A 15051-nucleotide genomic window follows, 5' to 3' on the forward strand; every position below is an offset into this window, starting at 1 on the left:
GCCCAGGCCGACGGCGCCCTCTGCACAACTGCGGCAGCTGGCCATCACCCGGGCGCCGGCTTCCCGTCCGCAGCACCTCCGACACTGACCGTGAAGGCGGCCCCGTGCCCCCATAACTCTCGCGCAAACGATGGAAGCTGGTTTGAAGATGAATGGTTTGACACGCCGACAGATGTTCAAGGCCATGGCGGTCACGGCGGGCGCAGTGACACTGGGCACCGGCACGCGCGTCGCAGGGGCAGCCCCCGGCATTGAGATTCGTGTGCTCTCGATCAACACCTGGCTCAACGGAACGAGCGTATCGGGCGGCTTGAGCATGGTCGCGGACATCGTCACCGCCACGCGCGCAAACGTGGTGATCCTCACGGAGTCGAACAGCAGTGCAACAAACTCGGTGGCGACCAGACTGACCAACGCCGGCACAAAATTCTTTGCGGCGACCGCATCCGACTGCGGAATCCTCTCGCAGTTCCCGATCTCCGAGTCCTCCAGCCTGGGCTGGATGACCAAGACCGTCATCACCGTCGGCGGCACTCAAATTGCCACGTACGCAGCGCATTTGAACTACAAGTACTACGCCACGTACCTCCCCCGAGGATACGGGCCGGGCAGTGATTCGGGCGAGTTCTCCCAGTACGGCTGGAACAAGATGCCGGCGCCCGTCACCGACGTCACAACGGTCCAGCGCGTCAACATCAATTCCGGTCGACCCCAAGCCATCACGAACTTCATCAACGACGCGGCGCTGGAGCAGGCCAAGGGACGTTCGATCATCCTGGGTGGAGACTTCAACGAACCGTCACACCTGGACTGGACCGACGCAGCCAAGACCCTGTTCGACCACAACGGTGTCGTCATTCCGTGGGAATCGACGCGACGCCTCGAACAGGCCGGTTTCGTCGACGCCTACCGCAGCAAGTACCCGAACCCGGTGACCCATCCCGGCTTCACCTGGCCCTCGGACAACCCGGCCAAGTCACCGTCGCAGATCACCTGGGCACCGGCCGCCGACGAGCGCGACCGCATCGACTACATCTTCACCGACAGCGCCTCGAAGCTGCAGTTGACCGAGGCCGGCATCGTCGGGCCTCGGTCGACCATCGTGCGAAACCAGCGAGTGACCGAGACCAGCCAGGACAACTTCATCGCCTCGCCGACCTCGTGGCCGACCGACCACAAGGCGGTTCTCGCGGTCTACCAGATCAACACCACGACCCCCGAGGCCGAGACCACCACCACCGTCGCGGCTCCCGACTCGGTCAAGAACGGCACCGAGGCGACCCTGACTGCGAACATCGACCCGGCCGCGCAAGGGGGAACCGTGCAGTTCCTCGACGGCACAACGCCTCTCGGCGAACCGGTCGAGGTCACGGACGGCACGGCCTCGATCACCCACACCTTCGGCACCGACGGCGCGCACGCGATCACCGCGGTGTTCTCCGGCTCGCCGGGCTTCCTCGGCTCCACCTCCGAGGTCAAGGCCGTCAACGTGAGCACCGACGCCGTCGTCACCACCGTGGCAATGACGAGCCCCGACAAGGCGTTCGTCGACCAGGAGGTGAACCTGCACGCACAGGTGAGCCCCGCGGTACAGGGCGGCACCGTCGAGTTCACCGTCGACGACCGCGACAAGGTCACCGGCACGGTCGGCACCGACGGCGTCGCGGCCGCACCGTACAAGTTCACCACCGCCGGCACCCACAGCGTGATCGCCCGCTACTCCGGCACCACCGGCGCCGAGGCCTCGGTCGCACCCGCATTCCAGGTCGACGTCACCGTCGCACCGCCGACCGACGTCCAGACCACCACCACGCTCGACCCGGTCGGCACCGTCGAGAAGGGCGCCCCGGTCACCCTGCGCGCCAAGGTCGACCCGGCCAACGCCAACGGCACCGTCCAGTTCAAGCTCGGCGACACCCCGCTCGGCGGTCCCGTGGCGGTGTCGAACGGCGCCGCGACGCTGGCCACCACGTTCGCGGCGTCGGGCACGTTCAGCGTGACGGCGGAGTTCGTTGCGGGGAACGGCTTCGTCGACTCGGCGTCGGCGCCGCAGACGCTGACCGTCCCGGGCACGGTCGACCCGGGTACGCCCGGCGGAATGGGCAGCTTGGAGGGCCTCTTCGGCTCCTGACCTGCGGAAGGGCGCGCCGGCAGGCCGACCGACCCGCCGGATTCCTACACCGGCGTCGGCTCGGCCTGACGAATGACGATGGCGCCGAAGCCGGTGTGGGCTCAACGGCACTGCCGGACGCGTCGAGGTCGGAGCCGGCGGGCAGTCCGATGGCCACCTCGATCGATCCGGCCCGGCCCCACAGGCCGATCGCTCGCAGGCTCGACCCCTGGACCAGCAGTTTCCCCTCAGCGAGTTCGACGCGGGTCCGCTCCGCCGCCCGCACATCGGCTTCCTGGCATCCGTCCGTCGGACGGATGCCGACGACGGTGTCGACGCGGTCGGTGGCGGTGATCCGGGCTTTGCCGGCGCCGAACTCGACGGTCACACCAGAACGGCACGCAAGCCCGCCGACTGCCTCGCCCACCGCGGCGGTGACGATGTACGCACGGGTGAACAGGGGCCGCTAGGGTCGAGCCATGGCACAGCCCGAGAGTGAACGCGCCCCGGGCGCCGGGGTGGCGGTGTGGCCGGGGGCCGCATATCCGCTCGGCGCCACCTACGACGGCGCCGGCACCAACTTCTCGCTGTTCTCCGAGGTCGCCGACGCGGTGGAGCTGTGCCTGATCGCCAAGGACGGCACCGAGACCCGGGTGCCGCTCGAGGAGGTGGACGGCTTCGTCTGGCACGCATACCTCCCCTCGGTCGCCCCCGGCCAGCGGTACGGGTACCGCGTCCACGGACCGTTCGAGCCGGTGGACGGACACCGGTGCGACCCCTCCAAGCTGCTCCTCGACCCCTACGGCAAGGCCTTCGACGGCCACTTCGCCGGCGACGCATCGCTGCACACGTTCGGTGCGGACACCCTCGGCCACACCATGACCACGGTGGTGATCAACCCGTTCTTCGACTGGGCGTCGGACCATCGGCCGAGGCGGCCGTACCACGAGACGGTGATCTACGAGGCGCACGTGAAGGGCATGACCGCCACCCACCCCGGGGTCCCGGCGGAACTGCGCGGCACCTACGCGGGGCTCGCACATCCGGTGATCGTCGACCACCTGCGCAGTCTCGGGGTCACCGCGATCGAGCTGATGCCGGTGCACCAGTTCCTCCAGGACCAGGTACTGCTCGACCAGGGACTGCGGAACTACTGGGGCTACAACAGTTTCGGGTTCCTCGCGCCGCACGCCGAGTACGCGTCCGCGGCCAAGCCCGGTGCGACCGTCTCCGAGTTCAAGGCCATGGTCCGTACCTTCCACCAGGCGGGCATCGAGGTGATCCTCGACGTGGTCTACAACCACACCGCCGAGGGCAACCACCTCGGCCCGACAATCAACTTCCGGGGTATCGACAACGCCGCGTACTACCGGCTCGTCGACGACGACAAGTCGCTGTACATGGACTACACCGGGACCGGCAACAGCCTCAACGCCCGGCACCCGCACACCCTGCAGCTGATCATGGACTCGTTGCGCTACTGGGTGATCGAGATGCACGTCGACGGCTTCCGCTTCGACCTCGCGTCCACCCTGGCCCGTGAACTGCACGACGTCGACCGACTGTCCGCGTTCTTCGACCTGGTCCAGCAGGACCCGGTGGTCAGCCAGGTCAAGCTGATCGCCGAGCCCTGGGACATCGGCGAGGGCGGCTACCAGGTCGGCAACTTCCCGGGCCTGTGGACGGAGTGGAACGGCAAGTACCGCGACACCGTCCGCGACTACTGGCGCGGCCAGCCGGCGACGTTGGGCGAGTTCGCGTCCCGGCTGACCGGGTCCTCGGACCTGTACGAGGCCACCGGCCGACGCCCCGGCGCGTCCATCAACTTCGTCACCGCGCACGACGGCTTCACCCTCGCGGACCTGGTGTCCTACAACGAGAAACACAACGAGGCCAACGGCGAGGGCAACCAGGACGGCGAGAGCCACAACCGGTCCTGGAACTGCGGAGCGGAAGGCCCCACCGACGACCCGGAGATCCTGGAACTGCGTGCCCGCCAGCGCCGCAACCTGCTGGCCACCCTGATGCTGAGCCAGGGCACCCCGATGCTCACCCACGGCGACGAGATGGGCCGGACCCAGCGCGGCAACAACAACGTGTACTGCCAGGACTCGCCGCTGTCGTGGATGGACTGGTCACTGGCGGAGACGAATTCGGACCTGGTCGAGTTCACCCGCCGGGCGGTCGCGCTGCGCACCGCGCACCCGGTGTTCCGGCGCCGCCGGTTCTTCGAGGGCCTGCCGATCCGGACCGGCGGACAGGCACGTGACATCGCGTGGCTGACGCCGGCGGGCGTCGAGATGACCCCCGCGGACTGGGACAGCGGATTCGGCAAGTCGCTGGCGGTGTTCCTCAACGGCGAGGGCATCCCGGAGCCGAACCAGCGCGGCGAGCGGGTCGTCGACGACTCGTTCCTGCTGTGCTTCAACGCCCACGACGAGGAGATCGAGTTCACCACCCCCGACGACGGCGCCGACGCCCACTGGGTGGTGGCCCTGGACACCGCCAGCCCGACCGGGGCGTCCGAGGCGGTGCTCGGCGCCGGCTCGTCGTTGAAGCTGCCGTCCCGGTCGCTGGCCGTCCTGCGCCGGCGGGCATGAGCGTGCGGCCGGTCACCTCGACCTACCGGCTCCAACTGCGACCGGACAGCTTCACCCTCGACGACGCGCGCGAGTTGGTGGGCTACTTCGACGATCTCGGCGTCTCGCATCTCTACCTGTCCCCCGTCCTCACCGCCGTCGCGGGCTCCACACACGGGTACGACGTCGTCGACCCCACCTCGGTGTCCGCCGCACTCGGCGGGCGCGGCGCGCTCGAGGCACTCTCCGCCGCCGTCCGGGCCCGCGGCATGGGCCTGGTCGTCGACATCGTCCCCAATCACATGGGCGTCGGCCACCCGCGGCAGAACACCTGGTGGTGGGACGTGCTGCGGCACGGGCGGGCGTCCCGGTACGCGCACTACTTCGACATCGACTGGGACGCAGGCGAGGGCCGGCTGGTGCTGCCGGTGCTAGGCGACGAGGACGAACTCGACGGCGCCACGGTCGAATGGTCCGGCCCGGAGCCGCTGCTGGCCGTCGGCGGGCAGCGCTTCCCGGTCGCCGACGGCACCGACGCGGGCACCGGCAGGCAGGTGCACGACCGCCAGCACTACCGCCTGGTCGACTGGCGGTCCGGCCGCTGCGGGTACCGCCGGTTCTTCACCGTCAGCGAACTGGCCGCGGTGCGCCAGGAGGACCCGGAGGTCTTCGAGGCCACCCACGCCGAAATCCGGTCGTGGGTGGCGGACGACCTGATCGACGGCTTGCGGGTCGACCACCCGGACGGCCTCACCGATCCGGTCGGCTATCTCGCGCGGTTGCGCGCCCTGCTCGGGCCCGACCGCTACCTGGTGGTGGAGAAGATCCTCGGCCCGGCCGAGACCCTGGACCCGACGCTCCCGGTCGACGGGACCACCGGCTACGACGCGCTGCGCGAGCTCGGCGGCGTGTTCGTCGACCCCCGCGGCGAGTCGGGACTGACCGCGCTGACCCTCGCCCGCACCGGGCAGGCCGGCGACGCCTCCTGGCTGCACGCGCAGGAGCGGGCACTGAAGCGGGAGGTGCTCGGCACCGCGCTGCGCGCCGAGGTCGGCCGGCTCCTGCGGGTCCTCGGCGCCGGGCCGACGGACACGACGGCGACCGAGTCACTCGTCGAACTTGTTGCGGCGGTTCCGGTCTACCGAGCCGACTACCCGGGCTCGTCCGGAATGCTGGGGCGAGTGGTCGCCGAGGTCGCCCGGGCGCGCCCCGAACTCGCCCCCGCCCTCGACCGGATCTGCGGCGACCTGCTGCGCTCCACCGAGGCCGCCGGCAGGTTCGCCCAACTGTGCGGCGCGGCAACGGCGAAGGCCGTCGAGGACCGTCTGTTCTACCGCGCCGCCCGCCTGGTGTCACTGCAGGAGGTCGGCGGCGACCCGGCCCGCTTCGCGGTCTCGACGGCCGAGTTCCACCTGGCGCAGGCCGAGCGGGCGCGGCGGTGGCCCGCGGCCATGACGACCCTGTCCACCCACGACACCAAGCGCGGCGAGGACGTGCGCGCCCGGATCGGGGTGCTCTCGCAGGTTCCGCAGCTGTGGTCGCGGTGCGTCGCGGACTGGGAGAGCCGAGTACCCAGCCCCGAGGGCGCCGGGCTCTTCCTGTGGCAGAACCTCTTCGGCGTGTGGCCGGAGGACGGTGCGGTCACGACCGGCCTGCGGACCCGGATCCACGGCTACGCCGAGAAGGCGCTGCGGGAGGCCGCCGTGAACACCGCGTGGGACCGCGTCGACGAGCACTACGAGCGACGGGTGCACGCCTGGCTCGAGCGGGTCTTCGACGGCCCCGTCGCGAACTCGATGAGCGTGCTGGTCCGCGAACTGGCCGTCCACGGCCGCGCCGACGCCCTGGGGCAGAAACTGTTGCAGCTGTGCGGTCCCGGTGTCCCCGACGTGTACCAGGGCTCCGAGTTCCACGACGACTCGCTGGTCGATCCCGACAACCGGCGGCCGGTGGACTACGCGGCTCGGGTACGGGCGGCCGGCGTGCTCGCGGCCACGCCGCCCGGCGGCGTGAGCGGGTCCGACGTCGGTGCCGACCAGACCAAGCTGTGGGTGACCCGGACCGCCCTGCGCCTGCGCCGCGAACGGCCGGACAGCTTCGTCGGCGGCGACTACCACCCGGCACGTGCGGCGGGGCCGCTCGCCGGGCACCTCGTCGGGTTCACCCGCGGGGCACCGGGTCTGGCGCCCGACGTGCTCGTGCTCGCCACCCGGCACGGCGCCACCCGGCCGGGTGGCGGCTGGCGCGGGACCACCATCACACTGCCGCCGGGAACCTGGGTGGACCGGCTCACCGAGGTCCCCTACAGCGGGAGCCTGTCGGCGGCCGAACTGGGCCTTCCGGTGGCCCTGCTGGTTCGCGACTGACCACCGATCCGGACAACTGTCCACCCAGCGAGAACATCCGGCGGCCCCAGTCCGACGTTCGGTAGCTTGGGCCACACCCAACGGACACGAGCTGCACGGAGGCACACACAATGGCATCGAACGACAGGTTCGAAGGCAAGGTCGCATTCATCACCGGCGCGGCGCGCGGTCAGGGCCGGGCCGAGGCGGTCAAGTTCGCCTCGGAGGGCGCGGACATCATCGCCCTCGACGTGTGTAAGAAGCTCGACTCCACCGCCTACGAGGGCGCCACCGAGGAAGACCTGGCCGAGACGGTCCGCCTGGTCGAGGAGCAGGGCCGCAAGATCGTCGCCACCAAGGCCGACGTGCGCGACTTCGACGCCGTCTCCGCCGCACTCGACGCCGGCGTCGAGGCCTTCGGCCGGCTCGACTACGTGGTCGCGAACGCGGGCATCTGCTCGGCCAACCTGTCCTGGGAGATCACCCCGGAGCAGTGGCGCGAGACCATCGACGTCAACCTGACCGGCGTCTTCTTCACCTGCAAGGCCGCCATCCCGAAGCTGATCGAGCAGGGCGAGGGCGGGTCCATCGTCATCACCAGCTCGGTCTCCGCGCTCACGGGCGCGTCGTTCTTCGGCCACTACGTGGCCAGCAAGGCCGGCGTCGCGGGCCTGACCCGGACCATGGCCAACGAGCTGGGCATGCACAAGATCCGCGTCAACAGCGTGCACCCGTACGGCGTCAACACCGGCATGATCATGACCGACGTGGTCCCGCTGATGGGCCAGTTCGCCGACACCCTCGCCCCGACGTTCATGGCGTCGCTGCCCTACGGCTTCAGCGAGCCCGAGGACGTCGCGAACGTGGTCGCCTTCCTGTCCTCCGACGAGGCGCACCACATCACCGGCATCAACATGCCGATCGACCTGGGCAACGCCGCGCGCTGACCCCAGTCGTCACGACGGCGGGCGCACACCGGTATCCGGTCTCGATGTTCGCGCCGGTCTTCGGGTCCACGACGACAGGGCGGGTGAACCTGGTCTCGTAGCTGACGATCTTCGCCGAGTCGCCGAGCCAGTCGACCACACACTGCAGACCCAGCCCGGTGGTGAGCATGCCGTGCGCGAGCACGCCGGGCAGGCCGGCCTCCGCGGCGATGTCGTCGCGGTAGTGGATCGAGTTGAAGTCGCCCGACGCGCCCGCGTAGCGGACCAGCGTGTCCCGCGTGATGTTGTGGGCGGCCTTCGCGACGACGTCGCCGGGGGTGAGCGTGCCGAGAGTCGGGGCGGTCATGCGTCGTCTCCTCGGGTGAGAATGGTGGAGGTGATGGTCGCGACATGGCCGCCCGCGCTGTCACGGATGTCGCTGTCGATGCCGAGGATCGCGTTGCCGGCCCGCTCGGTGACCGAGGTGATGGTCAGCACGGCGGTGAGCTCGTCCCCCGCCACGATCGGCCGGCTGAAGGCCGCCTTCTCGGTGGCGTGCACCACGCGGGTCGGGTCCAGCCCGGTGTTGGGCGCCGCGACCAGCTGGGCCAGGGCCCGCTCCTGGATCACCACGGTGAAGGTCGGCGGCGCGACGAGGTCGGCGTGACCGGCGGCGCGGGCCGCGTCGACGTCGACGTTGACCGGGCTGGTGGCGAACACCGCGCGGGCGAACTCGCGGACCTTCTCACGGCCGACAAGGTACGGGGCGGTCGGCGGGAAGACGCGACCCTGCAGGTTTGGATTCAGTGGCACCCGCGACACCCTACCGACCGTCCAGTCGCCGACCCGCCGTTTCGGCCGATTGCCGCACGTCCCGGTGTGGGGGTGGGTTGGGTGTCGGCGGGTGGGGCCGGCGACTTCGAGCTTGGCGTCTGTCGGGCTGTGGCTGGCGATGAGAGTGGCTGCTACCAGTTGGACGACGAGTTACCAGGTCGCGACGTGTAGCGGCCGGCCCTGCGTCCCGCGCGAGCACGACGCCCTGCCGCCAAGATGACCAGCAGCAGAATCCCTGCGAACAGCATCACCCCACCTACATACGCAACAGCGATCATCTGGTTCGACATAGCTGGTCAACCTATCGCCGATCGGGTCAGCGCGCGATGGGGCAGCAAACCAGTCGCCCGCTCGTCCTTGGCCGAACAGCCCGGAGTTGCTGCGACCGGTGCACTGACTCGGCGGGGTGCTCTGCCCGGCGTGCTGCTTCCACGGGTGGCTCGGTTCCGACCAGAAGCGTTTAGGAGTCCGAATCAACGCTGACATTCGTATCCATTGAGTGGACGATGGCAGCAGGCCGGTCTTGTTTCCATCCCCGAAACTGGGAGGTTGTCATGGGGGAAGAAGAACGTCGAGAACCGCCACTTGAAATGATGTCGAAGGTGCACGCCTGTGATGGAAACGTGACCTCAATTTCGCGATCTGTCCGCGAGGCCAATGACGAGCGTATTCGCCGGGTTCTCAGGGCCGATGCCGAGTTGTCCGAGTATGTGGGCGACCTGTCCGGCTTTGAACCAGCGATTCGAGACGACCCGCTCCCTAAACTCGATCATATATTCGATCAGCCTCTGGAGATTGGGGTACGAGACTTCTCGCAGGGACGAGCCCTACAGGTAATTGTTCCGCCATATGATTACGGTGACAAGAATTCGGGGAAGGCCCGAATGTTCCCTGATTCAAATAAGGGAACGATGGGGCTCGGCGCGGACGCCGGCAATATTGAAGGCGTTCACGACGACCGTCAAGAAGGAATATGTTGGATTGGCGTTGGTCTCTACTCGAGCCAGACGATTCAAGTCCGCGTCTCCCCCATGGTCTTCTGGTCTTCGATGTGGAACTTGCATGTCCTGGGATTCGACTACCTGACCACACCGCCTTCGGCTGATTGGAAGGCAAGTGTGCAGAGCCAGGCATACGACGAGAAGGGCCCCGTGACTTCGCTTTTGGACGAACTTCTTGTCCACAGAAGAATGCGGAAGGCTCCGGGCACGTCTTGGGCGAAGGATGACAACAGCGATGGGGGCGTGGCACCCGGGATGCAAACCTTCCTCACGATCCCGGCAGGGACGACCCGCTGGTTCAACGTGTTGGCCCACGGCGTCGCTGAGGTGGACTACACGTGGCAAAGCCAGGGCGCGGCACAATGCGGAATGGACGTGAACGTGAATCTCATCGTGGTGGAGCGCCTGTAGCGACGGCCGGTTGTTGCACTCTGCCCGACGTGCGCTGCGACCCGCGGACCGGCGTCGACAGCCCCCGCCGCGACGCGATCGTCACGGTGCCGAGGCGACGCACGCGAGCTCCCGGCCCGGCACCCGCACCACGCGTCAGGCATGCTGGGGACATGGCTTCCGTGCACAACTTCGAGGTCTGGGCGCCCCTCCCGCGGCGGGTCCGGCTGTACCTGGACGGCACGCTGCATCCCATGTCGCGCGAGGCCGACGGCTGGTGGCGAACCGCCCTCCCGGCCGACCAGAACAGCCGGTACGGCTTCGTCCTCGACGACTCCGAGACCGTCCTGCCCGACCCACGTTCGCCGCGCCAACCCGACGGCGTGCACGCGCCGTCGCAGCTGCACACCGTCGACCCCGAGGCCTGGACCGACGGGGACTGGACCGGCCGCCAGCTCGCCGGCAACGTCGTCTACGAACTCCACGTCGGCACCTTCACCCCGGAGGGCACCTTCGACGCGGCGGCACGACGCCTGGACCACCTCGTCGAACTCGGCGTCGGGTTCGTGGAACTGATGCCCGTCAACGCCTTCAACGGCGAGCACAACTGGGGGTACGACGGCGTCCTCTGGTACGCGGTGCACGAGGCCTACGGCGGCCCGGACGGCCTGCAGCGCCTGGTGAACGCCTGCCACCGCCGCGGCCTCGGCGTCCTCCTCGACGTCGTATACAACCACCTCGGACCGTCCGGAAACTACCTCGACCGCTTCGGTCCGTACCTGTCGGACACCGCGACCCCGTGGGGCCGTTCGGTGAACATCGCCGGGCCGTCGTCGGACGAGGTCCGCCGGTACATCGTCGACAACGCCCTGCGCTGGATGCACGAGTTCCACCTCGACGGCCTCCGGCTCGACGCCGTGCATGCACTCGAGGACCGCACCGCCACGCACCTGCTCGAGCAGCTCGCCGTCGAGACCCACACCCTGTCAACGCATCTGCGACGACCACTGACCCTGATCGCGGAGAGCGACCTCAACGACCCCACCCTCGTCACGTCCCGCTCCGCGGGCGGCTACGGCCTCGACGCGCAGTGGAACGACGACATCCACCATGCCGTGCACGCCGCCGTCTCCGGTGAACGGCAGGGCTACTACGGCGACTTCGGTTCGCTGCAAGGCCTGGCGAACACGTTGCGGCAGGGCTTCTTCCACGCCGGCACCTACTCCAGCTTCCGCGGTCGCCTGCACGGCCGCCCCCTCGACGTGCGCCGCACCCCGGCCAGCGCGCTGCTCGCGTACACCTGCACCCACGACCAGATCGGCAACCGCGCCACCGGCGACCGCCCCGGGCACTACCTCTCCCCCGGCCAGCTGGCCGTCAAGGCCGCGCTGATCCTCGGGTCGCCGTACACGCCGATGCTGTTCATGGGCGAGGAGTGGGGCGCGAGCAGCCCGTTCCAGTTCTTCACCTCGCACCCCGAGCCGGAACTGGCCCGGGCCACCGCGCTCGGCCGCGCCGGCGAGTTCGCCGACCACGGCTGGGACAGCGCCGACATCCCCGACCCGCAGGACCCGCAGACGTTCCTGAGGTCCAAGCTGGACTGGAACGAGCTGGGCCGACCGCCGCACGCGGCGCTGCTCGACTGCTACCGCAAGCTCATCGACCTACGCGCCCGGCGCACCGAGCTCACCGACCCGTGGCTCGAGCACCTGGCCGTCGACTACGACGAGGAGCGGCGCTGGATCGTGCTGCACCGCGGCGGTCTCCGGGTGGCGTGCAACCTCGGCCCGGAGCCGGTGACCGTCCCGGTCGGCGGCCGCCCACTGGTGTGGTGGGAGCCGCCCAGCCAGGACGAGACCGGCGCGGCGACCGTACTCCCGGGGCACTCCTTCGCGATCCTCGACGCGGGCCGCGCCAATGAAGCTGACGCGGCCCGCGTCAATGGAACTGACGCGGGCCGCCTGGACGGGAACTGACGCGGGCTAGCGCGAGCGCATCATCCGGAACACCAGCACCGCGTTGGCGAGCAGCACCACGGCGGTCGCCACCGCCGCCACGTGCATGCCGTCGACGAACGCCGACTGCGCGGCATCGAGGACCTGCGTGCCGATCTCGGCCGGGGCCGACTGCGCGTAGGCCACCGCACCGCCGAGGGTGTCGTGGGCGGCGGCGCCGGCCTCCGCGCTCAGCGCGGACACGTCGAGCCCGCGCCGGTAGATCGCCATCACGACGCTGCCCAGGACCGCCACGCCCAGCGCGACGCCCAGCTCGTACGCGGTCTCGGACACCGCCGAGGCGGCACCCGCCCGTTCCGGTTCCACCGCGCCGACCACCAGGTCGGAGGTGAGCGTCAACGCCATGCCGACGCCGGCCCCGGCCAGCATGAAGCCGACCACGAACATTCCGGCACCGCCGTCGACCCGGAGGAACGTCAGGATCGCGGCGCCGAGCGCGGACATCATCAGGCCGACGGTGAGCACCGTGCCCGGCTGCCAGCGCCGGACGAACCACGCCGCCAGCAGCGCGAACACCATGCTCATCGCGGTTCCGGGCAGCATCAGCAGCCCGGCCTGCAGCGGCGAGTTGCCGAGTACCAGCTGCAGGTACTGCGAGCCGAAGAACAGCACGCCCGCCATCGCGAAGATCGACAGCAGATTGGTCAGCACCGCCGTCGAGAACGCGGGCCGCGCAAACAGGCTCAGGTCCACCATCGGGTCCGAGAGGACCCGCTGACGATGCACGAAGGCGAATCCGGACGCCAGGCCCACCAGAGCGGCCACCGCGTAGGTCACGCTCGGCCCGTGCACCACCGTCTCCTTGACCGCGTAGACCAGCGGCACCAGGGTCAGGATCGACAGGCCGGCGCTGGGCAGGTCGAACCGGCCCGGGTTCGGGTCCTTCGACTCGGGAATCACGATCGGCCCCAACACGATCAGCGCCAGCATCACCGGGATGTTCACGAGGAACACCGAACCCCACCAGAAGTGCTCGAGCAGCCAGCCGCCAACCAGCGGGCCGGCCGCCGCGCCGCCACTGGCCATCGCGCCCCACACCGCGATCGCGGTGGTGCGCTGACGCGGGTTGACGAACATGGTGCGGATCAGGCCGAGTGTCGCCGGCATCAGGGTGGCGCCGGAGATGCCCTGCAGCACCCGCGCCGCGATCAGCATCTCGGGGCTCGCCGACCAGGCGGCGATGAGCGAGGCGATGCCGAATCCGGCGGCGCCGATCAGCAGCAGGCGACGGCGCCCGACCCGGTCGCCGAGGGTGCCCATGGTGATGAGCAGGCCGGCGAGCACGAAGGAGTAGACGTCGATGATCCAGAGCAGTTCGTTGCCGGTCGGCGCGAGGTCGGCGCTGATGAACGGCAACGCCAGGTCGAGGACCGTCGCGTCGACCGAGATCAACAGCACGGCGAACGCGAGCACGACGAGGCCGACCCAGTCGCGCGCGGTCGCCCGCACGTCGAGCGGGCTCTCCTGCAGGCGGTTGTCCGTGCGGACAGACACGATTTCTCCCAGTGGATGTCGTAGCGATTGATGCGGCCACCGCGACCCGGATGGACTAAACCGTCCAGCCGGTACAGTTGCCCATCCAGATTAACAGTGAACCGTCCGGCCGGTACAGTGATGTTCGTGACAGGAACCATCGACCCCGCCGCGCCCAGCACCCGCGACCGCATCCTCGACGCGCTCGAGAAGTTGCTGCTCGACCGCGGGTTGTCGCACATCACCCTCGAGGCGGTCGCGGCCGCGGCCGGCGTCTCCAAGGGCGGACTGCTCTACCACTTCCGCAGCAAGGACGCCCTGATAGCGGGCATGGTCCGGCGCCTCGGCGAGCGGTCCGACCAGCAACTCGCCGAGTCCGGCCGCTCGGTGGCCGAGTGGTACCTGCAGACGATGGACGCGAGCAGCACCAACGAACTGGCCCTGTTCCAGTCCACCATCGCGGCGCTGCGCAGCGTCGACGGCCAGCCGGGCGAGATCCAGCAGGCCGTCATCGAGATGATGCGGGCCTGGGACGACGGCCTGCGCGCCGAGATCGACGACCCGGTCCAGGCCGAGATCGTCCGCCTCGCCGGCGACGGCATCTACCTCGCCGCCCTGATGGGCCTCCCTCAGCCCGACCCGGAGCTGCACCGGAAGGTGGTGGACCGGCTGCTCGGGCGCGACAGGGCGACCGACTAGATCGACTCGGAACACCGTCGGCAGCGGCTTCACCGTCACCACCAACTGACACCCCGCAGCACCCGACGCCCCGCGGCCCGCACCCGGGCTGCGGGGCGTTCGGCTGTCAGGCCAGCGCGCGGACGACCGCCTCGAGCACGTCGAGCGCATCACCGAGCAGGTCGTCACCGATCACCAGCGGCGGCAGCAGCCGGATCACGTTGCCGTAGGTGCCGCAGGTGAGCAGGATGACGCCCTGTTCGAGTGCCTTGGCCGCGACCGCCCTGGTGAGCTCCGGATCCGGCTCGGCGCCACCGGGTTCGACGAATTCCATCGCCAGCATCGCGCCGCGACCGCGGACGTCGCCGACCGCGTCGCACTCGGCGGCGAGCGCGCGCAGCCGGGGCAGCGCGATCGCCTCGATGCGGCGGGCCCGCGCCGGCAGGTCATGCGTCCGCATGAAGTCGATCGCGGCCAGGGCCGCGGCGCAGGCAACCGGGTTGCCCCCGTAGGTGCCTCCGAGCCCGCCGGGGTGCACCGCGTCGAGCAGGTCGGCCCGGCCGGTGATCGCGGCCAGCGGCAGGCCACCCGCGATCCCCTTGGCCATGGTGACGATGTCCGGCACCACGTCCTCGTGCTCGCTGGCGAACCACCTGCCGGTACGGGCGAACCCGGTCTGCACCTCGTCGGCGACGAACAC

The 15051-nt window shown here is 69.6% G+C and carries 11 protein-coding genes; 7 read left to right on the forward strand and 4 right to left on the reverse strand.

Going from position 1 to position 15051, the window contains the following annotated elements:
* Positions 1-316: 316 nt before the first annotated feature.
* The 4 genes from AC1DU4_RS25645 to AC1DU4_RS25660 all read left to right on the forward strand — a co-directional run bounded on the left by AC1DU4_RS25645 (position 317) and on the right by AC1DU4_RS25660 (position 7981).
* Complete coding sequence (locus AC1DU4_RS25645) at positions 317-2131, forward strand: Ig-like domain repeat protein (protein ID WP_477844698.1); 1815 nt, start codon at positions 317-319, stop codon at positions 2129-2131.
* A gap of 458 nt (positions 2132-2589) precedes the next feature.
* Entirely contained in the window at positions 2590-4710 is a 2121-nt protein-coding gene (gene glgX / locus AC1DU4_RS25650) for a glycogen debranching protein GlgX (RefSeq protein ID WP_477844683.1), read from the forward strand.
* Positions 4707-7055, forward strand: coding sequence for a malto-oligosyltrehalose synthase (gene treY, locus AC1DU4_RS25655; protein WP_477844685.1), 2349 nt, complete (start codon positions 4707-4709; stop codon positions 7053-7055). The genes glgX and treY overlap by 4 nt, the downstream gene beginning before the upstream one ends.
* A 110-nt stretch (positions 7056-7165) precedes the next feature.
* On the forward strand, positions 7166-7981 hold the full coding sequence (locus tag AC1DU4_RS25660) for a mycofactocin-coupled SDR family oxidoreductase (protein ID WP_072846237.1): 816 nt from the start codon (positions 7166-7168) through the stop codon (positions 7979-7981).
* Here the strand turns inward: AC1DU4_RS25660 and AC1DU4_RS25665 are convergent.
* Positions 7944-8327: a MaoC/PaaZ C-terminal domain-containing protein gene (locus AC1DU4_RS25665; RefSeq protein ID WP_477844687.1), complete on the reverse strand. Its 384-nt coding sequence runs from the start codon at positions 8325-8327 to the stop codon at positions 7944-7946. The genes AC1DU4_RS25660 and AC1DU4_RS25665 overlap by 38 nt on opposite strands.
* A complete protein-coding gene (locus tag AC1DU4_RS25670; protein WP_477844689.1) occupies positions 8324-8773 on the reverse strand; it encodes an FAS1-like dehydratase domain-containing protein in 450 nt (149 codons plus the stop codon). The genes AC1DU4_RS25665 and AC1DU4_RS25670 overlap by 4 nt, the downstream gene beginning before the upstream one ends.
* A 575-nt stretch (positions 8774-9348) precedes the next feature.
* Here AC1DU4_RS25670 and AC1DU4_RS25675 point away from each other — a divergent pair.
* Together AC1DU4_RS25675 and treZ are read left to right on the forward strand one after the other, a co-directional pair.
* Positions 9349-10206, forward strand: a complete 858-nt coding sequence (locus AC1DU4_RS25675; protein ID WP_477844691.1) for a hypothetical protein — start codon at positions 9349-9351, stop codon at positions 10204-10206.
* A gap of 161 nt (positions 10207-10367) precedes the next feature.
* Entirely contained in the window at positions 10368-12161 is a 1794-nt protein-coding gene (gene treZ / locus AC1DU4_RS25680; protein ID WP_477844700.1) for a malto-oligosyltrehalose trehalohydrolase, read from the forward strand.
* A gap of 6 nt (positions 12162-12167) precedes the next feature.
* Here treZ and AC1DU4_RS25685 read toward each other — a convergent pair whose 3' ends face one another.
* The gene (locus tag AC1DU4_RS25685) at positions 12168-13694 is read right to left on the reverse strand and encodes an MFS transporter (protein WP_477844692.1); all 1527 of its coding nucleotides are present in this window, start codon (positions 13692-13694) and stop codon (positions 12168-12170) included.
* Between the two features lie 120 nt (positions 13695-13814).
* Between AC1DU4_RS25685 and AC1DU4_RS25690 the strand changes: the two genes are divergently transcribed.
* The gene (locus AC1DU4_RS25690; RefSeq protein WP_477844694.1) at positions 13815-14372 is read left to right on the forward strand and encodes a TetR/AcrR family transcriptional regulator; all 558 of its coding nucleotides are present in this window, start codon (positions 13815-13817) and stop codon (positions 14370-14372) included.
* A gap of 106 nt (positions 14373-14478) precedes the next feature.
* On the opposite strand, the gene AC1DU4_RS25695 is transcribed toward AC1DU4_RS25690, so the two are convergent.
* A partial coding sequence (locus tag AC1DU4_RS25695; protein WP_477844696.1) for an aminotransferase class III-fold pyridoxal phosphate-dependent enzyme occupies positions 14479-15051 on the reverse strand: 573 nt, incomplete at its 5' end.

This window comes from Rhodococcus sp. P4_F5, from assembly GCF_056401315.1.

Excerpts from the sequence above, each read along its gene's own strand:
- AC1DU4_RS25645 (WP_477844698.1), top strand. The coding sequence starts at position 317 with ATGGTCGCGGACATCGTCACCGCCACGCGCGCAAACGTGGTGATCCTC.
- glgX (WP_477844683.1), top strand. The coding sequence starts at position 2,590 with ATGGCACAGCCCGAGAGTGAACGCGCCCCGGGCGCCGGGGTGGCGGTG.
- treY (WP_477844685.1), top strand. The coding sequence starts at position 4,707 with ATGAGCGTGCGGCCGGTCACCTCGACCTACCGGCTCCAACTGCGACCG.
- AC1DU4_RS25660 (WP_072846237.1), top strand. The coding sequence starts at position 7,166 with ATGGCATCGAACGACAGGTTCGAAGGCAAGGTCGCATTCATCACCGGC.
- AC1DU4_RS25665 (WP_477844687.1), bottom strand. The coding sequence starts at position 8,327 with ATGACCGCCCCGACTCTCGGCACGCTCACCCCCGGCGACGTCGTCGCG.
- AC1DU4_RS25675 (WP_477844691.1), top strand. The coding sequence starts at position 9,349 with ATGGGGGAAGAAGAACGTCGAGAACCGCCACTTGAAATGATGTCGAAG.
- AC1DU4_RS25690 (WP_477844694.1), top strand. The coding sequence starts at position 13,815 with ATGTTCGTGACAGGAACCATCGACCCCGCCGCGCCCAGCACCCGCGAC.